17 protein-coding genes are annotated in these 21,532 nt (G+C 56.1%); 11 read left to right on the forward strand and 6 right to left on the reverse strand.

The window, feature by feature from the left end; all coding sequences use genetic code 11:
* Nucleotides 1-15 precede the first annotated feature (15 nt).
* The 10 genes from mltG (at nucleotide 16) to proS (ending at nucleotide 13,792) form a co-directional block, all read left to right on the forward strand.
* Nucleotides 16-1,269, forward strand: coding sequence for an endolytic transglycosylase MltG (gene mltG, locus C7386_RS04445; protein ID WP_110436849.1), 1,254 nt, complete (start codon nucleotides 16-18; stop codon nucleotides 1,267-1,269).
* Nucleotides 1,262-2,494: a peptidase U32 family protein gene (locus C7386_RS04450; protein ID WP_286050531.1), complete on the forward strand. Its 1,233-nt coding sequence runs from the start codon at nucleotides 1,262-1,264 to the stop codon at nucleotides 2,492-2,494. Before mltG ends, C7386_RS04450 begins: the two co-directional genes overlap by 8 nt.
* A gap of 302 nt (nucleotides 2,495-2,796) precedes the next feature.
* Nucleotides 2,797-3,807: a tryptophan--tRNA ligase gene (trpS, locus tag C7386_RS04455; RefSeq protein ID WP_110436847.1), complete on the forward strand. Its 1,011-nt coding sequence runs from the start codon at nucleotides 2,797-2,799 to the stop codon at nucleotides 3,805-3,807.
* Between the two features lie 18 nt (nucleotides 3,808-3,825).
* Nucleotides 3,826-4,914, forward strand: coding sequence for an MraY family glycosyltransferase (locus tag C7386_RS04460; RefSeq protein WP_110436846.1), 1,089 nt, complete (start codon nucleotides 3,826-3,828; stop codon nucleotides 4,912-4,914).
* Nucleotides 4,907-6,055 carry a non-hydrolyzing UDP-N-acetylglucosamine 2-epimerase gene (gene wecB / locus C7386_RS04465; protein ID WP_110436845.1) on the forward strand — a complete coding sequence of 383 codons (1,149 nt, stop codon included), beginning with the start codon at nucleotides 4,907-4,909 and terminating at the stop codon, nucleotides 6,053-6,055. Before C7386_RS04460 ends, wecB begins: the two co-directional genes overlap by 8 nt.
* Entirely contained in the window at nucleotides 6,052-6,846 is a 795-nt protein-coding gene (locus tag C7386_RS04470) for a hypothetical protein (RefSeq protein ID WP_110436844.1), read from the forward strand. The genes wecB and C7386_RS04470 overlap by 4 nt, the downstream gene beginning before the upstream one ends.
* Before the next feature lie 107 nt (nucleotides 6,847-6,953).
* Nucleotides 6,954-8,210 (forward strand): methionine gamma-lyase family protein, encoded by a 1,257-nt coding sequence (locus tag C7386_RS04475; protein ID WP_110436843.1) that lies wholly within the window; start codon nucleotides 6,954-6,956, stop codon nucleotides 8,208-8,210.
* A gap of 527 nt (nucleotides 8,211-8,737) precedes the next feature.
* Complete coding sequence (thrS, locus tag C7386_RS04480) at nucleotides 8,738-10,492, forward strand: threonine--tRNA ligase (protein WP_110436842.1); 1,755 nt, start codon at nucleotides 8,738-8,740, stop codon at nucleotides 10,490-10,492.
* A 94-nt stretch (nucleotides 10,493-10,586) separates the two neighbouring features.
* Complete coding sequence (locus C7386_RS04485; protein ID WP_165815460.1) at nucleotides 10,587-12,353, forward strand: S-layer homology domain-containing protein; 1,767 nt, start codon at nucleotides 10,587-10,589, stop codon at nucleotides 12,351-12,353.
* Nucleotides 12,353-13,792 (forward strand): proline--tRNA ligase, encoded by a 1,440-nt coding sequence (gene proS / locus C7386_RS04490; protein ID WP_110436840.1) that lies wholly within the window; start codon nucleotides 12,353-12,355, stop codon nucleotides 13,790-13,792. Before C7386_RS04485 ends, proS begins: the two co-directional genes overlap by 1 nt.
* Before the next feature lie 343 nt (nucleotides 13,793-14,135).
* Here the strand turns inward: proS and C7386_RS04500 are convergent, their stop codons facing one another.
* From C7386_RS04500 to C7386_RS04520, 5 genes are all read right to left on the reverse strand, one after another.
* Nucleotides 14,136-15,062 carry a hypothetical protein gene (locus C7386_RS04500; protein ID WP_207655842.1) on the reverse strand — a complete coding sequence of 309 codons (927 nt, stop codon included), beginning with the start codon at nucleotides 15,060-15,062 and terminating at the stop codon, nucleotides 14,136-14,138.
* Nucleotides 15,063-15,196: 134 nt separating this feature from the next.
* On the reverse strand, nucleotides 15,197-16,330 hold the full coding sequence (locus C7386_RS04505; RefSeq protein WP_110436838.1) for a Gfo/Idh/MocA family protein: 1,134 nt from the start codon (nucleotides 16,328-16,330) through the stop codon (nucleotides 15,197-15,199).
* Nucleotides 16,331-16,350: 20 nt separating this feature from the next.
* Nucleotides 16,351-17,352 (reverse strand): Gfo/Idh/MocA family protein, encoded by a 1,002-nt coding sequence (locus C7386_RS04510; protein WP_110436837.1) that lies wholly within the window; start codon nucleotides 17,350-17,352, stop codon nucleotides 16,351-16,353.
* A gap of 109 nt (nucleotides 17,353-17,461) precedes the next feature.
* A complete protein-coding gene (locus C7386_RS04515; protein ID WP_165815461.1) occupies nucleotides 17,462-18,286 on the reverse strand; it encodes a helix-turn-helix domain-containing protein in 825 nt (274 codons plus the stop codon).
* A gap of 111 nt (nucleotides 18,287-18,397) precedes the next feature.
* On the reverse strand, nucleotides 18,398-19,600 hold the full coding sequence (locus C7386_RS04520; RefSeq protein ID WP_117491259.1) for a class I SAM-dependent methyltransferase: 1,203 nt from the start codon (nucleotides 19,598-19,600) through the stop codon (nucleotides 18,398-18,400).
* A 134-nt stretch (nucleotides 19,601-19,734) separates the two neighbouring features.
* On the opposite strand from C7386_RS04520, the gene C7386_RS04525 reads away from it, so the two are divergent.
* Nucleotides 19,735-19,908 (forward strand): DUF1540 domain-containing protein, encoded by a 174-nt coding sequence (locus C7386_RS04525; RefSeq protein WP_110436834.1) that lies wholly within the window; start codon nucleotides 19,735-19,737, stop codon nucleotides 19,906-19,908.
* A gap of 256 nt (nucleotides 19,909-20,164) precedes the next feature.
* Here C7386_RS04525 and C7386_RS04530 read toward each other — a convergent pair whose 3' ends face one another.
* Nucleotides 20,165-21,517: an MATE family efflux transporter gene (locus C7386_RS04530; protein WP_367575339.1), complete on the reverse strand. Its 1,353-nt coding sequence runs from the start codon at nucleotides 21,515-21,517 to the stop codon at nucleotides 20,165-20,167.
* Nucleotides 21,518-21,532: the final 15 nt, after the last annotated feature.

Raw genomic sequence — 21,532 nt, forward strand, 5'->3', positions numbered from 1 at the left:
GCAGAGAGGTGAATTATGGATAATCATTTTAACAACGATGAAACGCGGCGCGTACCGCTGCCGGGTTCGGAATCGCCGGTGCCTGAGCAGTTCACGCCGGAGCATTTCGATGACGATCGGGAGCCGGAGCAGCCGCAGAAGCAGCCCAGACGCCGCCGCAGCCGCCGCCAGATGAACGCAGGCTGTGCAGGCTCGATGGTGTACATGATCGCAGTAGTCGGCGTTTCGCTGGTGCTGTCGATTGCAGCGCTGTTCATGGCAAACGACATTTTTGCCTTTGTCAAAGCGGATGCGGTCAAGGAGATCACGGTTTCGGAGAACACCTCGGTATCCTCGCTCGCCAAGGAGCTGGACGACCAGGGCGTTATCAATTATCATTCGGTGTTCAAGCTGTATCTGACGCTCAAGCACCAGACCGATACCTCGGTTCTGGCAGGCGCCTATCAGCTGAACCCGTCGATGGACTACGGTCAGATCGTAGATGCACTGGCCAACACCGCAAGCACGGAGACCGTGCAGATTACCATTCCGGAGGGTTATTCCATCTCGCAGATCCGTCAGGTGCTGCTGGACAACCATATCTGCACCGAGGATGCGCTGGATGAGGTGCTGAATGACTATTCCTTCAAGCACGATTTCCTTGAGGATGAAAAACCGGCCGCGGAAGGCTGGCTGGAAGGCTATCTGTTCCCGGATACCTATGAGGTATACAAGGGCAACGCTGCGGTTGTCGATACCATCAACAAGATGCTCAACAACTTCGGCAACAAGTATGACGCGGACATCAAGTCCGGCGCGGAGAATCTCGGCCGCTCGATGCACGATATTGTCACGATCGCCTCTCTTGTCGAGCGTGAGGCACAGCGTGACGATGAGCGCGCACGCATTGCGGGCGTTATCTACAACCGTCTGAACAATTCCTCCGAGTTCCCGTATCTGCAGGTGGATGCATCCGTTCTGTATGGTCTGGGACGCACCGGCGGCAAGCTGAGTGACGAGGATCTCAAATCGGATTCCGAGTACAACCTTTACAACCACAAGGGTCTGCCGCCCGGACCGATCTGCAACCCGGGTTATGCTTCGCTGTACGCAGCAAGCCATCCGGAGGACAACAATTACTACTATTACGTTGCTATGCCGGACGGCTCGCACCTGTTTGCAAGCAGCTATGAGGAGCACGAGCGCAACATCGAGGCTTCCAATCAGGCACAGGCGCAGGCTGCAAGCGCTTCGGCAGACACGACAACAACGGAGGCAACCGGTGAATAACACACCTGAATTACTGTCGCCCGCAGGCGATCTGGACAAAATGCGGTTTGGCATTGCCTACGGCGCGGATGCGGTCTATATGGCCGGAACGCGCTTCGGCATGCGTGCCGCTGCAACCAACTTTGACGATAACGCGCTGCGCGAGGGCATTGCCTACGCGCATGCGCACGGCGTCAAGTGCTACATTACAGTCAATATTATGCCGTCCAACCGCGACCTTCCGGCGCTTCCGGCCTATCTGGAGCTGCTGCAGGACGCAGGCGCGGACGCACTCATCATCGCGGATGTAGGCGTGCTGCGCATGGCGCGCAGATACGCGCCCAAGGTTCCGGTGCACATCTCGACTCAGACCAGCATCCTTAACCACGAGGCGGCAAACTACTGGGCGGATGAAGGCGCCGAGCGTATCGTGCTCGCGCGTGAGCTTTCCCTTGAGGAGATCGCCGAAATCCGTGCCAAAACCCCGAAGGAACTCGAGATTGAGGCCTTCGTTCATGGTGCCATGTGCATTTCGTACTCCGGCCGCTGCCTGATCTCGCAGTACATGACCGGCCGCGACGCCAACCATGGTGCATGTGCACAGCCGTGCCGCTGGAATTATTCTCTGATGGAGGAGAAGCGTCCGGGGCAGTTCTTCCCGGTCGAGGAGGACGGACGCGGCACCTACCTGTATAACTCCAAGGATATGTGCATGATCGAGCACGTTCCGGAGCTGATCGAGGCCGGTATTACCTCGTTCAAGATTGAGGGCCGCAACAAAACTGCGTACTATGCAGCCTGTGTCACCGGTGCATACCGTGCCGCGATCGATGCGTACAGAAAAGACCCGAACGGCTTCGTTCTGCCGCAGTTCTGCCGCGATGAGGTCAATAAGGTCAGCCACCGCGAGTATTACACCGGCTTCTACTTCGGCAATCAGGAAAACGGGCAGCATTACGGCGACAGCCAGTATATCCGCGAGTACGAGGTTGTCGGCATGCCGGTCGAGTGTGACGACAGCGGCAAAGCCGTGTTCGCACTCAAGAACCGCTTTTTCGATGGGGAAGAGCTGGAGCTGATCCAGCCGGGTCAGGTGCCGTATGTGTTCCGCGCAGAGAACGTCACTGATGACGAGGGCACGAAGCGCGAGCTGTTCAACGTGCCGCAGATGCGCGTACACTTTGCGTTCCCGTTCAAGGTCAGCGAGTGGGCCATTTTGCGGAAGGTCAAGGAACGGCCGGAATAGTTTTAATAGAGTGAGGAGTGGAGATTGGAGAGTGAAGAGATTCTCTGAGGCTTCACTTGCCGTAGGGGCGGACCAGCGTGTCCGCCCTTTCTTTTTGTGAGTGCGAGGAGAAAACAGGTACACGCAAACAACAAACGCTCTCCACTCTCCACTCTCTTAAAAGCTCTCCACTCTTCACTCCTCACTCTTCACTCTTTTTGAACGGTTGCAACCTCCCTCAAAGTGTGGTATCATTACAATTAAGTATGGAAACCTTTCGGGGTGAATTGAACCGAAAAATTCTAAGCAAGGGAAGTATATACATGAGCGATAACCAGAAAAAAACGATTTTCTCCGGCGTGCAGCCGTCCGGCAAGCTGACGCTGGGTAACTATTTGGGTGCTATCCGCAATTTCCCGATCCTGCAGGAGCAGTACAACTGCATTTACTGCGTGGTCGATCAGCACGCCATCACGGTCCGGCAGGAGCCTGCGGCGCTCCGCCGTGCAACGCTTGAGCTGATCGCGCAGTACATTGCCTGCGGTCTGGACCCGGAAAAGAGCATTCTGTTCATCCAGAGCCATGTGCCCGCGCATGCGGAGCTGGCGTGGGTGCTCAACTGCTTCACCATGTTCGGCGAGGCTTCCCGCATGACCCAGTTCAAGGACAAATCCGCCAAGCACGCGGACAACATCAATGTCGGTCTGTTCACCTATCCGGTTCTGATGGCGGCTGACATTCTGTTGTACCAGACCGACCTCGTTCCGGTTGGCGTGGATCAGAGCCAGCACATCGAGATCTGCCGCGATATTGCAAACCGCTTCAACAATCTGCATCCGAATACCTTTACCATTCCGGAGGGCTACTACCCGAAGGTTGGCGAGGGTGCCAAGATTACCAGCCTGGTTGACCCGAACAGCAAAATGAGCAAGTCCGACCCGAACCCGAACGGCTATATCCTGCTGATGGACAAGCCGGAGGACATTATGCGTAAGTTCAAGCGTGCGGTTACCGACTCGGATTCCCGCATCATCTTTGACCCGCAGAACAAGCCGGGTGTTTCCAACCTGCTGCAGATTTACGCTCTGGCGACCGGCAAGACCATCGAACAGGCGGCAGCCGAGTTTGACGGCAAGGGCTACGGTGAGTTCAAGCCCGCAGTCGGCGAGGCCGTTGTCGAGCTGCTGCGTCCGATTCGTGAAAAGACCACCGATCTGCTGAACAACAAGGATTATCTGGAGCAGGTCTACAAGGAGGGCGCACAGAAGGCCTCCTATCTGGCGCGCAAAACGCTGGATAAGGTTTATCGAAAGGTAGGCTTTGTCGCACGCTGAGCCAAAAGGGAGTAAACCATGTCTGAATATATTGTTATCGGCACGATCATTGCAGCGTTTGCCGTAGCTGCCGTGCTGAGCTATTTTTTCACACCGCCGGTCAAGAACTTTGCACACAAGGTCGGCGCGATCGACGTGCCGAAGGATGCACGCCGCATGCACAAAAAGCCGATCCCGCGGTTGGGCGGTCTGGCCATTTACGGCGGCTTCTTGTGTTCGATTCTGATTTTCGGGCAGCTCGATGAGACCATGCTGTGCGTCCTGCTCGGAGCGGCCATCATTGTCGCACTCGGCATTTTCGATGATGTGCTGGCGCTCGGCGCCAAGCTCAAATTCGTGGTGCAGATTGTGGCGGCAGCCATTCCGGTCTGCATCGGCGATCTGCAGATCGGTCTGTTCACCAATCTGAATCCGCTGTCGGATACGCCGTTTGTCCATCTCGGCATTCTGGCAGTGCCGGCCACGATTATCTGGATTGTCGGCATCACGAATGCGGTAAACCTGATTGACGGTCTGGACGGACTTGCGGTCGGTGTTTCGTCTATCGCGGCGATTACCATGCTTGCCGTTGCACTGCTGACCGGCAACATGCCGATTGCCATCACGATGGCGGCGCTCGCTGGTGCGTGCATCGGCTTTATGCCGTACAACCTCAATCCGGCTAAGATCTTCATGGGCGACACCGGCTCGACCTTCCTCGGCTACATGCTGGCGACCGTGTCCATCATGGGTCTGTTCAAATTCTACGCAGTCATCTCGTTTGCGGTGCCGTTTCTGATTCTCGGCCTGCCGATTTTTGATACAGCCAACGCCATCATCCGTCGTGTGGCGGCAGGCAGAAGTCCGATGAGTCCGGACCGCGGCCATGTGCATCACAAGCTGATCGACATGGGCTTCAACCAGAAGCAGGCGGTTGCTATCCTGTACGCTATCAGCGCAACACTCGGCCTGACCGCCGTGGTGCTCACCTCGTCCGGCGAGGTTAAGGCGATTGTACTGCTGCTGGCAGTGCTGGCTGCAATTCTGGTAGGTGCATGCATTATTTACGGTGCGGAACACTGGAGCAAACACGCTCCCGAAAACAAGGAGGATAAAGACGATGAATAAAATCAAGGTAATGACGGTTTTCGGCACCCGCCCGGAGGCCATTAAGATGGCGCCGCTGGTGCACGCGCTCGAGCAGAATGAAAACACCGAATCCATTGTGTGTGTTACCGCGCAGCACCGTGAGATGCTCGATCAGGTGCTTGATATTTTCGATATTAAGCCGGATTATGACCTGAACATCATGCAGCCGCGTCAGACGCTGGCGACCATCACCGAGAAGAGCCTGCACGGTCTGGATGAGGTGCTCGAAAAGGCACAGCCGGACATCGTGCTCGTCCACGGTGATACCTCGACCACCTTTGCCGGTGCGCTCGCGGCGTTCTATCACAAGGTACCGGTCGGTCATGTAGAGGCCGGTCTGCGTACCTACGATAAGTACAGCCCGTTCCCGGAGGAGATGAACCGCAAGCTGACCGGTCAGATTGCAACGCTGCACTTTGCGCCGACTCCGCGCAACCGCGATAATCTTGCGAAGGAAGGTATCACAGACGGCGTGTTTGTCATGGGCAACACGGTTGTTGACGCAATCCACATGACCGTAAAGCCGGATTTTGAGTTCCGCGATGAGCAGCTCAAAACGCTGGACTTTGAGAACAACCGCGTTGTCCTCGTTACCGCGCACCGCCGCGAGAACTACGGCGAGCCGATGGAGAACATCTGCCGCGCCATTGCCGAGCTGAGCGAAGCATATCCGGATGTACACTTCGTTTATCCGGTGCACCTCAGCCCGTATGTCCGCGAGACTGCGGAGAAATTCCTCGGCGGCAATAACCGCATTCACCTCATCCATCCGCTGGCCGTGGACGAGATGCACAACCTGATGGCACGCTGCTATCTCATCATGACCGACTCCGGCGGACTGCAGGAGGAGGCGCCCAGCCTCGGCAAGCCGGTTCTGGTGCTGCGCCGCGAGACCGAACGTCCGGAGGCCATCGAGGCCGGTACGGTCAAGCTGGCAGGCGTGGAGCAGGCCAATATCGTTAAGCTCGCGCGTGAGCTGTTTGACGATGAGGACGCTTACGCAAAAATGGCGCACGCTGTCAATCCGTACGGCGACGGAAAGACCTCGCAGCGTATCGTGCAGGCGATCGAGCAGTATTTTGGTCTGCGCGAGGACGGTCCGGCTCCGTTTAACCCGTGAAACCCGTAAAAAAAGAGAAGCATACGCCGAAACACTATCTGCCGGACACTACGCCGAAGATTGCGGCTGCGGGCGCTACCGTGCTCGTGCTGTTGGTGGTGCTCAGCTTTGTGCTGTCCTCCGGCTGGATGCACGGCAGCAGCACCGGCATTATCCTGCCCGGCAGTGAGGGCGATTCGCCAACGGTTGGCACAGGCAGTGCGCTGCTCACTGGGCAGAGCGTGGATGATATTACCATTGATGTCAATAACGCCAAGACCGTTATTGCAACGCTCGCACGTCCGGCGGCATACAGCAGCAGGATCGAGAACACGATCTACTATGATGGCGGCTCGGCGGCTCTGTACTGCCATCGCTATGTGCGGGATAATGTGATGCGCACGGATACACTCGGCAGTGACAATCAGGTGCAGTCTACGCTGATTCGCGTTCCGGACAGCAAGGTGTACGCGTGGAATGCAGGGGACAGCACTGCTTATCAGGGCAAAGCCGGCGATTTTACCGATGACGCAGCGGCTATGCTGCCGACATACGAGGATGTTCTGGCTGACGAAGTACAGCTGACTGCTGCCGGCAGGCAGGATATTAACGGTGAACCGTGTATTGCCGTTACGTTTGAGCAGGACGGCTACCGCTGCGTATATGCCGTTTCAACGGTCAGCGGTCTGCTGGCGCAGGCGTCGTTCTATGACGGCGATACGCTGACGCGCAAAGTCACCGTCAGCGAGCTCAGCACGGAAACGCCGGACAGTGAATTGTTTACGCTGCCGGACGGCGAAAGCGTTATATAGAAAAAGTGGAGAGTGGAGATTGCAGAGTGGAGAGACAGCGAAACCGTTTCGCTATCTTCACTCTTAACTCTCCACTCTTCACTCTGATAGAAGGAGATTACACATAAATGTCTGAATATATTAAGATTTCACCGGAGATTCGTGCGCTCGGCCGTGAGGCTGAACGCGAGATCCGTCCGTATTTCGAGCGTCTCGAGGAGATCTGTGACCGCAACACCGAGAAGGTGCTGGCGGCATTTGCGAAGAACCGCGTATCCGACAATCTGTTTGCCGGTACGACCGGCTACGGCTACGATGACTACGGCCGTGACACGCTCGACAAGATCTACGCCGATATTTTCGGCACCGAGGCCGCACTCGTGCGTATCGGCTTTGTAAACGGCACACACGCGCTGTCCTGCGCGATGTTTTCCGCCGTCAAGACCGGCGATACCGTGCTGTCCGTCACCGGACCGGCGTATGACACGCTGCAGAACACCATCACCGGCGATTACTGCGGCAGTATGAAGAGCTACGGCATCGGCTACAGGCAGGTTGACCTCAAGGACGGCGAGCCTGACCTGCCCGCCATCAAGGCAGCGGCGGCAGATGAGAATATCAAGCTGGTATTCATTCAGCGCAGCCGCGGCTACGGCGTCCGCAAGACGCTTTCTGTCGAGGAAATCGGCGAAATCTGCAAGACCGTGCGCGAGGTCAACACGACTGCGGCCATCATGGTCGATAACTGCTACGGCGAATTCACTGAGGAGATCGAGCCGACGCAGGTCGGTGCGGACATCATCGCAGGCTCGCTCATCAAGAATCCGGGCGGCGGTCTGGCCCCGACCGGCGGCTATATTGCAGGCCGTGCCGATCTGGTCGAGAACGCCTCCTACAAGCTGACCGCACCCGGCATCGGCGGCGAATGCGGCTGTACGATGGGGCAGAACCGCCTGCTGTATCAGGGCCTGTTCCTGGCGCCGCATGTCACCATGCAGGCCATCAAGACCGCGATGTTCTGCGCAAAGGTCATGGAAAAGCTCGGTTACGAGGTAAGCCCGAAGGCAGAGGAGCCGCGTTACGACATCATCCAGACCATCGCGTTCGGTGCGCCTGACCCGCTGCGCCGCTTCTGTGAGGGCATTCAGGCCGGTGCACCTGTCGATTCCTATGTAACGCCGGAGCCGTGGGCAATGCCGGGTTACGACGATCAGGTTATCATGGCTGCAGGCGCGTTCGTGCAGGGCGCGTCCATTGAGCTTTCCGCCGATGCACCGATGCGTGAGCCGTATGTCTGCTATATGCAGGGCGGCCTGACATATGAATCCGGCAAGCTGGGCATTTTGCTTGCTGCAGATAAAATTACCAAGGCAAAGGCACAGTAATGGTGAATGAAAAATAGAGGATGATGGTATCCTGCATTTTTCAATTCTTCATTTTTCGTGCGAAATCGGTTGACAAAGTGCGGATATGAGCGTTATAATAAATCTGTATTTATTAAGTTATAGGCAATGACGGAAATCCTGTTTTCCGAAAAGCATTTGGCAGAGAGCGTGCGTCACGGCTGCAAGCACACGCAATGCGGAGAAAACAGTACCGATTCCCGAGCCGCACAGCGGAAAACCGCAGTATGCTGTGCCGTGTCGTTCGCGTTAAGAACTCCGAGCGGCAGTCCCTCAAGGGCTGCAAGCAGGGTGGAACCGTGGGCAAGCGCTCACCCCTGAGAGATACAGGGGTGAGCGCTTTTTTGTTACTCTGCAGTAATGGAAAATTGAAAATAGAGAGTTGAGAATTGTGGTTACGCGCAAAGCACGTTATAAAATTCCGTCCCGTGGACGGATACCTTCATTTTCCATTCTCCACTATCAATTACTCCACTCGTTATGATTTTACAAGAAAGGTCTGAATAAAAGTGTCCGAAGAAAACAAGTACACGTTTGAGAACAAGGAATACCGCGACACCTACCGTCACACGGTATCGCACATTCTCGCGCAGGCGGTCAAGCGCCTGTATCCGGAGGTCAAGCTGGCCATCGGCCCGTCCATCGACAACGGCTTCTACTACGATTTTGATGCGCCGTTCTCCTTCACGCAGGAGCACCTCGATGCTCTCGAGGCAGAGATGCGCAAGATCTGCAAGGAGAAGGAGAAGCTCGAGCGCTTCGAGCTGCCGCGCGCAGAGGCCATCAAGTTCATGGAAGAGCGTGAGGAGCCGTACAAGGTAGAGCTGATTAACGATCTGCCAGAAGATGCTACCATTTCCTTCTACAAGCAGGGCGAGTTCACTGACCTGTGCGCAGGCCCGCATCTGGACTCCACCGGCCGCGTAAAGGGCAACGGCATCAAGCTGATGAACGTCACCGGCGCTTACTGGCGCGGCGATTCCTCCAAGAAGATGCTGCAGCGTATTTACGGCACCGCATTCCCGAAGAAGGACGAACTCGACCAGTACCTCAACATGCTGGAAGAGGCGAAGAAGCGCGATCACCGCAAGCTGGGCAAGGAGCTCGGCCTGTTCATGCTGACCGAGGAAGGCCCGGGCTTCCCGTTCTTCCTGCCGAACGGCATGATCCTCAAGAACACCCTGATCGACTACTGGCGCGAGGTGCACAAGCGCTACGGCTACGTTGAGGTCTCCACCCCGATGATCCTCAACCGCAAGCTGTGGGAGCGCTCCGGTCACTGGGATCACTACAAGCAGAACATGTACACCACCGTCATCGATGACGAGGATTACGCCATCAAGCCGATGAACTGCCCGGGCGGTATGCTGGTCTACAAGGCTCAGCCGCACTCCTACAAGGAGCTGCCGCTGCGTGTCGGCGAGCTGGGTCTGGTACACCGTCATGAGCTGTCCGGCGCACTGCACGGTCTGTTCCGCGTGCGCTGCTTCACGCAGGATGATGCCCACATCTTCATGACCTGGGATCAGATGAAGGACGAGATCAAGAACGTCGTTCGTCTGTTCGATGAGGTTTACTCCACCTTTGGCCTGACCTATCAGATCGAGCTGTCCACCATGCCGGAGGATCACATGGGCGAACTGAAGGACTGGCAGTTTGCGGAAAAGACCCTCGCAGAGGCCATCACCGAGATCGGCAAGGACTACGTTGTCAACGAGGGCGACGGCGCGTTCTACGGTCCGAAGCTGGACTTCCATCTGGCAGACTCCATCGGCCGTACCTGGCAGTGCGGCACCATCCAGCTGGATATGCAGCTGCCGGAGCGTTTTGAGCTTGAGTACACCGGCGCAGACGGCGAGAAGCACCGTCCGGTTATGATCCACCGCGTTGTCCTCGGCTCCATTGAGCGCTTCATCGGCGTTATCACCGAGCATTTTGCAGGCGCATTCCCGACTTGGCTGGCACCGGAGCAGGTTCGCATCATGCCGATGACCGACCGCAACATCCCGTGCGCCAAGGAAGTCATGCAGCAGCTCACCGACAACGGCTTCCGCGTCACCATGGACGACCGCAACGAGAAGATTGGCTATAAGATCCGCGAAGCACAGGTTCACAAGGTTCCGTATATGATCGTCATTGGCGACAAGGACGAGGAAAAGGGTGTTATCTCGGTTCGTACCCGCAAGACCGGCGAGACCACTGCTATGGAGACCGGCGAGTTTATCGAGAAGCTCGCGTATGAGGTTGAGAATAAGCTGAAGTAAGCAGCAAAACGGAGAGCGGAAGCGATATTCCGTTCTCCGTCACAATAGAATAAAGGTTCATAGAGTTTTGTCATGTATGCAGGGAGGGTGCGGCATGAAAAAATTTGTTTCCGCGTGTCTGATGGCAGGTCTGCTGACTTGTGCCGCCGGTGCGGCACAGGTCGGTACGATCAACAACAACTATCCCGGCGATACCGAAGCGCAGGCGCAGATGCTTTATGATCTCGGACTGTTCAAAGGCACCGACAAGGGCTTTGCGCTGGAGAAATCCATGACCCGCGCAGAGGCCTCGGTGATGCTGACCCGTCTGCTTGGCGCAGAAAAGACCGCGCTGGAAGGAAACTGGAAGCATCCGTTTACCGATGTGCCGCAGTGGGCGGACAAATACGTCGGCTGGCTGTATCAGAATGGTTTGACCAAGGGCGTTTCCGCGACACTGTACGGCTCGCAGCGCAATGTCACCTGCGGCCAGTATTGCATTTTTCTGACCCGGGCGCATTTGGATGCGGACAGCTATCAGGGTATGGCTTTTGTCGATAACGATGAGGTACGGCAGACGGACGAGGAGGGCTTTATCCGCGGAGATGCGGTTTCGCTCTCGGCGCGGCTGCTCAGTACGAACTACGCGAAAAATGGCGATGAAAGCGACCGCAGTGTGGCGGAAAAGCTGATCGACGACGGCGTTTTCACGGCGGAACAGTTCAAAAATGCGGCATGGGACGTTCTGCCGCGTGATTACGGCAATGATTACCAGTACGATGGCAAATGGAACCTGATTGCTTCGCCGTTCGTCTGCCAGATCGCAGATGTGACAGTGGCGCAGTGTCCGATTGACGGAGTGCAGCCTGTCAGCGGTACAGACCGTTATGCGCAGAGCGATATGGAGCAGTCGGATTTTATCCTGTACCGCATGGACAGCAAGACGATGAAACTGACGCAAGTGCTCTCGCTGCCGCAGGAAAGCTCTGTGGAATATCTCGGCCGTGCCGGAGAAACCGATTATCTGCTGGTGTACGACCGGAAAACGGAAACGTATTCGCTGTGCTCAGTGCACGGCGATACGGTCAAAACCGAACTGACCCTGACCGAAGCACAGCAGCAGGCAGCACATACCGTTTATCAGAGCGTACGCGGCTGCATCATCTGCCCGGACGAGACGACCGGTTATAAGCTCACGGAAACAGGCGTGGAGCCGTTGGGCGTGGCAGCGGGTATCTGCCGGCTGACGGATAACGGCATGACTGTTACGCAGAACTGTACGGCGGACGAAACCGTGCTGACGGCGTATAACTGGGACGGTCAAAAGACAGACAGCTATACCATCTCGAATGCGTATCAATCGGATGATGCCGAGGTGCGCAAGCATTGTGCGCCGCGGATAATTGGCAGCGACGGTGCACTGTTCTGGGGCACAGCTGGGCTGTACCGCGAAGAGAACGGCCGTCTGGTGCAGGTGACAGATTCTCCGGTCATCAGCGTAAAGCAGGATGCGGATGGGGCCTACTATGCTGTTTCCTGCGATAAGTCTGAGCGGACGGAATACTATTCGGATGGTATCGGATACATGGCGGGTGATATGCTCGTGCGTATCGCGCCGGACGGAACGCAGACCACGCTTACAACACTCGATGACATTCTGATCGACGAGGTAAAGACGGTCAAAAGCGGTGCTGTTCGCTTCGCAATCGCTATTCCGACAGAGGGCCATAGAAGCGGACACTATACCTGCCTGTTGAAAGACGGAAGGATTACCGTCCGGTCTGCAACCGATGATGTATTCTACATCTGGGGTAACGATGCGCTGGAAAACGAACAGGAAAAAATAGATAAGATTATTGCGAACCAGAAAGGTGAAGAATAATGGCAGAAAAGAAAAAGCTGGTCAGCGAGATCACGTCTATGGACGTGGACTTCGCGCAGTGGTACACAGATATTGTTAAAAAGGCTGAAATGGCCGATTATTCGTCCGTAAAGGGCTGTATCATCATGCGTCCATACGCACAGGCGCTATGGGAGAACATCCAGCACACGCTGGACGGCATGTTCAAGGAGACCGGTCACGAGAATGTAGCAATGCCGATCTTCATTCCGGAAAGCCTGCTGCAGAAGGAAGCCGACCACGTTGAGGGCTTCGCGCCGGAGTGTGCATGGGTAACGCACGGCGGCAACGACAAGCTGGAGGAGCGTCTGTGCGTTCGTCCGACTTCGGAGACGCTGTTCTGCGAGCATTACGCAAAGATCGTTCGCTCCTGGCGCGATCTGCCGAAGCTGTACAACCAGTGGTGCTCGGTTGTCCGTTGGGAAAAGACCACCCGTCCGTTCCTGCGCAGCCGTGAGTTCTGGTGGCAGGAGGGCCACACCGTTCATGCTACCGCCGAGGAGGCTATGGAAGAGACTCTGCGCATGCTGAACATCTACGCGAAGTTCTTCGAGGAATGGCTGGCCATTCCGGTCGTTAAGGGCGAAAAGACCGAGAAGGAGCGCTTTGCCGGTGCAGAGAACACCTACACCATCGAGGCCATGATGCACGACTGTAAGGCTCTGCAGTCCGGTACCTCGCACTACTTCGGTGACGGCTTTGCACGCGCATTCGGCATGCAGTACACCGATAAGAACAACACCCTGCAGTATATGTATCAGACCTCCTGGGGCGTTTCCACCCGTATCATCGGCGCAATTATCATGACGCACGGTGATAACGAGGGCCTGGTTCTGCCGCCGCGCATCGCTCCGACCCAGCTGGTTGTTATTCCGGTTGCGGCTCACAAGGAAGGCGTTAAGGAGAAGGCAACCGAGCTGTACGAGCAGGTCAAGGCAGCGGGCATCCGTGCCAAGATCGACCTGAGCGACAATACCCCGGGCTGGAAGTTTGCCGAGTACGAGATGAAGGGCATTCCGCTTCGTCTGGAGGTTGGTCCGCGCGATATCGCTGAGGGTCAGTGCGTACTGGTTCGCCGCGACACCCGCGAAAAGACCGTTGTTAAGTTCGAGGATCTCGAAAAGACCATTCCGGCACTGCTGGAGGATATCCAGAAGTCGCTGTATGAGAAGGCGCTCGCAAACCGCGAGGCGCATACCTATACCGCAAAGTCTCTTGACGAGATGAAGTCTATCCTTGCTGAGCACACCGGCTTTATCAAGTCCATGTGGTGCGGCGACCTCGCCTGCGAGGAGAAGGTCAAGGAAGAGACCGGTATGCCGAGCCGCTGCATGCCGTTTGAGCAGGAGCACATCGCAGATACCTGTCCGGTCTGCGGCAAGCCTGCAAACAAGATGGTTGTCTGGGGCATCGCGTACTAAGCGAAGTCTCAGAACCAAAAAACTGTACAAGCAAAAAGTCCCTCATCAGTCGATGGGGGACTTTTTGCGCCAATAGAGAAACTTTTTCAGCAGATCGAACGGTTTGTGCGGCAGTGATCAGATACCGGTTGCAAAGCTGCCGATCAGGAAGCCGCCGTCTGTATTCTTAACGAGAATGAAGAATGAAGCAGTGGCATCCTTCAGGTCATAGGTCGAATTTGCCGACGGCTTCATTTTAAACGGACAGTCGAAAACCATCGGCTTGCCGTCATACAGAACGGCGAATTTACAGCCGGCTGGGAGCAAATACTCCCAGCCGGCTGCGTGTAAACGGGTAGATAGATTATCTGCAGGAATTATTGCCGTTGCAGGAATTGTTATTGCTGCAGCCACAGCCGCTGCGATTGTCATTTACGCCGGCACTGCCGGTGAACAGACAGCCTGCCTTGTCGCTCTGCGGCGGGAAAAAGGCGTCGATGGGGAAGTCAAAGCTCGAGAAGATCTCGCACGGGTCCTGCTCACCGCCGACACCGCTGTTCGAGCAGTCGCGCCGCGGCAGACATACGTCGTAAGCGGGCATGAGCAGCTGAATGTCGCGCTCGAGCCGGATGATCGAGAACTGACCGAGGGTTACGAACAGCTGATAGCCATCGTTGCTGAGCACGAGATCGTCACCGCCGAAGCACGAGCAGATTGAACGGGGTACTTCATGCAGCGCGCAGCAGCAGCAGTTGCAGCTGGTTTCCGGCGCAACCACACGCGCGTCCAGCATGATCGGATCAACGACCTCTACGACCGCAGTCGGCTTGTTGCTGTCAGGCCGCAGCTGCACATCGCGGCCGTCCTCGATATACTGCGAGGAAAAGATGCGCGCGCCGCCTTCGCCGCCGAACAGTACAACACGTTTGTCAAATACCGCCAGTCCGTCCACGATACGCGGACGACCGATTACGCAGCTGATTTCACATTCAATGCGATAGAAAAAGCGGATATCAACGCTGTAGAAACCTCGATTAAACTGAATCCGCTCAACATCAATAGAAACACAGAGCAGTTCCGCTTCACGCGGCTTCACAGATGCAATGCCACCGGCATTGATCAGCTCCTGCGCATCGCGGGTGAGATACACGCGAATGTCACGCAGGCACTCCTTGCTGCGGCAGGAGTCGTAAACCTTTTTGGTGTGGACGCAGACCGCTTCGCGGAAGCCGCCTGCACTGTTGCCGTTATTGCCGCCGATCGGACCCGGGCAGCAAACTTTTTCAGCCATGTATATTACCTCCAAACAAAAATTGAAGCAACTTCAGTATCAATCTATTCGGAGATTTTCCGGGGTGTTACATTAAGAAGTCCCTCTGTACCTTCAATACAGGGGGACTTCCGTCAAAGAGGGATGGGACTGCTTTATACGTCCATCCAGACGCCTCCGGCCGTATGGCTGCGCACACAGGCCTCGACAAAGCGAACGCCGAGCACGCCGTCCTCCACAGTCGGAAAGGTGTCGGTCGTGTTCTCACGACCTGCCTTGCGATCGGAGAGCACATTACAGAACGAACGGTAAATATTCGAGAACGCCTCGATAAAGCCTTCATTATGGCCTGCACCGACGCGGGAAAGCCGCGTGCTGGCATCGAGCAGATAGTCTGCACCGGCGGACAGCCGCTGACTCGGCTGGCTGCGCGGCGTGTAGATCAGGTGATCGCAGTCGGTCGCAGTCCATTCGAGCGAGCCTTCGGTGCCGATGACGTAGATACCGCTGTCACACTCGTGTCCAATCGCAATCTGGGATGCCCAGAGCGTACCGGTTACGCCGCCCCCGAAATCCATCAGCACGTTTACATTGGTATCGAGCGGCAGATCACGCGGATAGGTATCCATCATCGCCAGCACGCGCTTGACGTGCAGACCGGTAAACTGCGTTACCATCTGCTCTGCATGTGTGCCGAGATCGTTTGCACACAGCGAGGAACCGACCTTTTTCGGCTGAAAACGCCATGCCGAGGTGTCCACCTTGCCGTCAACCGCACCGGAAATGACCCAGTCCTCCGGATGCTGCACGCGGACGTGCAGAATATCGCCGATTACACCTGCGCGAATCATCTCACGCGCCTGACGGATGAGCGCATAGCCGGTGTACGAATACGTTATGCCGAACAGCAGACCGCGCTCCTCTGCAATGCGGGCAAGTTCCTCGGCTTCCTCAGTGCGGAGCGCAAGCGGCTTGTCGCATATAACGTGGATGTCATGCTCAAGAAAGCACTTTGCAATCTCGTAATGCGTATCGTTTGCCGTCATGATGGAGACAAAATCAATACCGTCCTCGCGCGTGGACTCCTTGTCTGCCATTTCGCGGAAATCCGCATACACGCGGCTGGTGTCAGGCAGGTGATACGCCTCAGCGGTCGCGCGGTTCTTATCCATGCTGCGGGAGAAGCAGCCGCAGACCAGCTCGGCGGAATCGTCCAGCATAGCGCCCCAGCGGTGGAATTTGCCGATGTATGAACCAAGCCCGCCGCCGATCATACCAAATTTCAGCATAAATAATTACTCCTTACATTTTACATATCAAAGTTTACGGCCTCTACCTTTCCCGAGGTCTGTGATGCGATCATTGCATCCGCGATGCAGCAGGCTGCAAAGCCGTCCTTGCTGCCCGGACCTGCGGTCGGCTCAATGCCGCGCAGATGGTTGATCCAGTGCTGCAGCTCGTTATCATAAGCCTCCGGGAAACGTTCTGCCCAGTTGTCTATAATCTCATTGCCGACCTTGAGACGCGAACGGACGATTGGTTCTGCGGGCAGCGGCAGACGGATTGTGCCCTTTTCACATACAATTTCCATGCCGATCTCGTAGCCGTAATAGCTGTTGACCGAGCATTCCACGTCAATCAGGATGTTGCTCTCGGTCCACATGAGCGCCAGCTGTGGGTCATTCAGACCGTCAGCAGCGAACGCGGTGTTGCGTGCCGCCAGCATTTGACCGCGGACAAGCTCCTCGCCGAACAGCCAACGAAACTGGTCGATCTCGTGGATGAGCACATTAGTTACCTGCATGGCGTTGGTAAATCCGGCTGCGATGCGCGGCGTGCGGCTGATGCAGTGCGCCATCAGCGGCTTGCCCAGCTCACCGGAATCCAGAATGGCCTTGATCTTACGGTAATCCGGGTCATAGCGGCGCATAAAGCCGACCTGCACCAGATTCCTGCCGGCAGCCTGCTCAATGCGGACAATCTCGGCGCAGTCCGCCTTGGTGGTTGCCAACGGCTTTTCGCAGAATACCGGCTTGCCGGCTGCGATGGCCTTGTTAGTCATCTCGGCATGAACGCCGTCCCACGCAGTGATGACGATAGCGTCAACCTTGTCGGATGCGATGAGCGCGTCCACGCTCTCCATACTCTCCGCACCGTATGCAGCAGCGAGCGCATCCGTCTTTTCCTTATTGATATCGTACAGCGCGGTGACAGCAACGCCGTCGATCCGCTTGGTCAGTCGCTTGAGGTGCTCCTGACCGATAAAGCCGCCCGCACCGATGATACCTGCCGAAATCGTTTTCTTCTCCATGATCCGTGCCTCCTTTTTGTTCTTCGTGGCGCTCTTTATGCCTCTATTATAGAACAAAATTACACAGAGTCACGTCAGGAAATTAACCTATTCTGTGCAGAAATTAACATCAGAAGTTCATGGAGCGGAATTTACTCGGCGTCATTTTCTCGCGGCTGCGGAATACGCGGGAAAAGTGGCTTGCGCTGTTGAAGCCGCTCTGCTCGGCGATCTGCTCGATGGAGAGCGCCGAACCGGTCAGCAGCACCTTTGCGTGACGCAGACGCTGCTCCTGCAGATAATCATGCGGACGGAAGCCGATGTACCTGGCAAAACAGCGAATGAGATGCGTGACACTTACATGGCACAAATCGGCAAGTGTTTCGAGCGTGACCTCTTCCCGGAAGTGCTCAGCGATATACTCGACCGCCGGACGAATCACCTCGGGAATATCCGGCTTGGCGTCCGGCACGGCAAGACAGCACAGCACGGATTGGATGCAGACCGAAATGCGGTGCTCATTGCACATCTGCTTGTCTCCGTAGTAGAAAATCTGCTCAAAATATTGGAGAATCTCATGATTTCCGTCAAAGCAGATGCCGGTGCCGCCAGTCAGCAGCCGGACATAAGCCGCGCTTTCGCCGCCGGAAAAGTGAAACCAGAGGAACTCGGTCGGCTCGGTGACGTAATACCGGTGGGGAAGGCGGCAGTCCATGAGTACAAGCTGTCCGGCGGTAGCGTTCGCGCTCTGTTCTCCGCAGAAGGTGTGCAGTGAACCGCTGCGTACATACGCACACAGGTACATATCCAGAAAATCCCGCTCGACCTCATAGCCGGGTACGCACTGGTAGCGTCCGTACTGGATGAGATAATACAGGTGCTCCTGCGCAAACGGAGATGGAATGGTAAAGTCCACATGCGACGAGAGCAGCAGGCCTTTGTCGGGTGGTTTCACAGGCATCACCTTCATGAGAGTATACAAAAATTATAATGCAGATTTACACAAAGAACAAGAGCGTATCCGGCAGATTGTCTGAAATGCACATGGAAAACGCAAACAGGGGAATTAACCCATCAAGTCCTCATCGGTGACGAAAAACTCGTTGTCGAGTTCCGCGCATCGGCGGTCAAGCTCCGAGGTCGTGCCGAGCGTGCGGCGCACGGCGTCGTACTCGGCTTTCGCGCGGTGGTTCACCTTGCCGGTGCGCGTTGCGCGGATGAGCAGGTTCTTCGGGGTATCGAGCGGCGAAATATACTCAACGACAGAAACCTTGTAGCCTTCGGCTTCCAGCTTGAGCGCACGCATGCTGTCGGTCAGCACATCGTTGAAACGCGCCTTGAATACGCCGAATTTGGTCAGCGGCTCGAGTCCGGGCATGGTGTACTGATCGAGCAGCTCCTTGTGGCAGCACGGCACGCACGCGATGTATTTCGCCTTGGCGCGGATAGCTGTGCCAAGAGCCAGATCGGTCGCAATGTCGCACGCGTGCAGCGAAATCACAGCAGTGACGTTTTTCGGCGGCTGGTACGTCCGCAGATCCGCGCAGATGAACGTCATATTGTGATAGCCGAGACGCTTCGCCATCGCACGGCTCTCGTCAATAACGTGCTCCTTGATGTCCACGCCGATGACACGGCAGCGGCGATGCAGTACCTCGTGAATGTAGTAATTCATGACAAAGCTGAGGTAGGATTTGCCGCAGGCGCAGTCCAGCAGCACGATCTCGTCGCTGTCGTCCTGCTCAAACATGGGCGCAACCAGCTCAACGTAGTGGTCGATCTGATTGTACTTGCGGATCATGTCGTTTTTCAGCTTGCCGTCTGCGGTCAGGATGCCGATCTCGCGCAGCAGTGCCGCCGCCTGATCGACGCGGATGAGGTACTGCCGGCCGCTGTCGAGCAGCGGATTGGCGGCAGCCGCCTTTTCCTCGGCGGTCGCTTCGCGCTCGGCCTGCTTCATCTGTACGCCGCGTGCCGTCACGGACAGCGTAACGACCGTGCTGCGTTCGGTATAGGTGAGCACGCTCTCGTCGTATTTCTCAGCCTGCTCGGCAAAGAAGGCGCAGAATTCAGCCGCGTCTACGCGGCGGTCGCTGCCCTGAAAATGCAGCGTGTAGTCCTCGTCCGCGCGGGACAGCTTTGCGTCAAATTTCTTTTTGCCGGAAACCAGAGTGCAGTCTGCCTGCACAAAAAAATCGCGGTTTTTGGTCAGCCGTGCTGAAATGCCTGCCAGCAGCAGCTTGAGCTTCGCGGAATCTCCCTTTTGCATGAATGTCACAACCTTTATTGTAATGTTTTTTGTTTTAGTATAGCACAACGGAAAGCATTTCCGCAATTCCAAAGTATAATTTGTGGAAACGAGTGAGATAATATTACCGAAATCACAAAAGGAGGTCATTCTCTATGAGTAACGATCGCTGCAACAAGTCTATCCACTGCACGGTGGAGCAGTGCGCAAACCATTGTCCGACCGCTTCTTACTGTGCGCTGGACAGCATTACCGTTGGCACGCACGAGGCTAATCCAACGATGGATCAGTGCACCGACTGTAAGTCCTTCCAGCGAAAGTGCTGCTGATTTCCCCTCGCAATGCAGAAAAAGGAGCCGGATTTGTCCGACTCCTTTTTCGAGTGTACTTATAATAATTGAGAATGGAGACACCCACCGCAGTGGGCGTCCAGCGAACAACCGCCGCAGGCGGCTCTTAGCGAGTCGAAATGGAAAATTGAGAATTATGGTGTCGCACGAAGGGAGATAATTGAATGCCGTCCGAGGGACGGTAAATGGAATGAGCATGAGATTCAATTTGAAGTTCATTCTCCATCCTCTATCTTCAATTCTCCATTTTAAGCTCCGGCATCACCACATGCCGCATGGTAAAGTAGCACGCCAGACCGCCGATGCAGTTGGACACCGGCTCTGCCGCAAATACGCCGCTCACACCGAGATTCCAGCAGTACGGCAGCAGCAAAGTCAGGGGCACAACAATGAACGCCTTGCGCAAAAGCGAAAAGAACACCGCGTATTTCGCCCGACCCAGTGCGCGGAACGTACTCTGACCGGAATACTGGAACGCCATCATTACAAAGCCGAAAAAGTAAATGTGCAGCGCCGGAACAGCCGCCGCGACCAGTTCCGCGTCCTGATTGAAAATGCGGATGAACAGGGCAGGGAAAAGAGAGACCAGTATCCAGACAAGCATGGTATATCCGATAGCGATCTGCGTCATAAACCGGATGGCGTCCCGGGTGCGCCTGTACAGCCTCGCGCCATAGTTGTAGCTGATGGCGGTAGATGCACCGTCCGCGATGGCGAGCACCGGCGTTTGTGCGATCTGGCGCACGGAGTTAAGTACAGTCATGACACTGATGTAAAGGTCGCCGCCGAAATTGCGTAGAGTAGCATTGCACGCCACCTGCACGAGCGTATCCGTAAACGACATGACGAAGCTGGCGATGCCGAGCACGGTAATGCGCTGGATACAGTGCCAGTCCGGCCGGAAACCGCGGAAATCCAGCTTTAACTCGGCTTTTTGGCCGGTTAAAAACTTGACAACCCATGCAGCAGACAGAAGCTGCGACAGCACGGTCGCGATAGCAGCGCCGCGCACGCCGAGGTGCAGTGCGAAGATAAAAATCGGGTCGAGCACGATGTTGGCTGCCGCGCCGAGTGCCACGGTGAGCATGCCGGTTCGGGCAAAGCCCTGACAGTTGATGTACGGATTGAGACCGAGCGACAGCATGACGCACAGCGTACCGATCAAGTAAATCACGATGTACGAGGACGCATACGGGTACGTCACCTCACTGGCGCCGAACAGGTAGAGCAGCGGGCGATGAAACGCGATGCCGAGCACGGTCAGCACGGCACCGCTCAGCAGCAGCATAAAGCCGGCGTTGACCATGATGCCTTGTGCGCTTTCCCGGTTGCCTTTGCCGCGCGCCATCGCGCACAGCGGAGCACCGCCCAGTCCGAACAGATTGGCAAACGCGGTAATGAGCGTCACAAAGGGAAAGCACAAGCCGATACTTGCCAGCGCAAGCGTGCCCTCGCCGGGGATTTTGCCGATATAAATGCGGTCTACAATATTATACAGCAGGTTGAGCAACTGCGCGATGAGCATCGGTGTGGCCACCGCAAGTATCCTGCGGCGGATGCTGCCCTGAGAAAAATCAATTTGCTGCAAACGAATACAGTCCTT

Source organism: Agathobaculum butyriciproducens (assembly GCA_003096535.1).
In the GTDB taxonomy this organism is placed as follows: Bacteria; Bacillota; Clostridia; order Oscillospirales; family Butyricicoccaceae; genus Agathobaculum; species Agathobaculum butyriciproducens.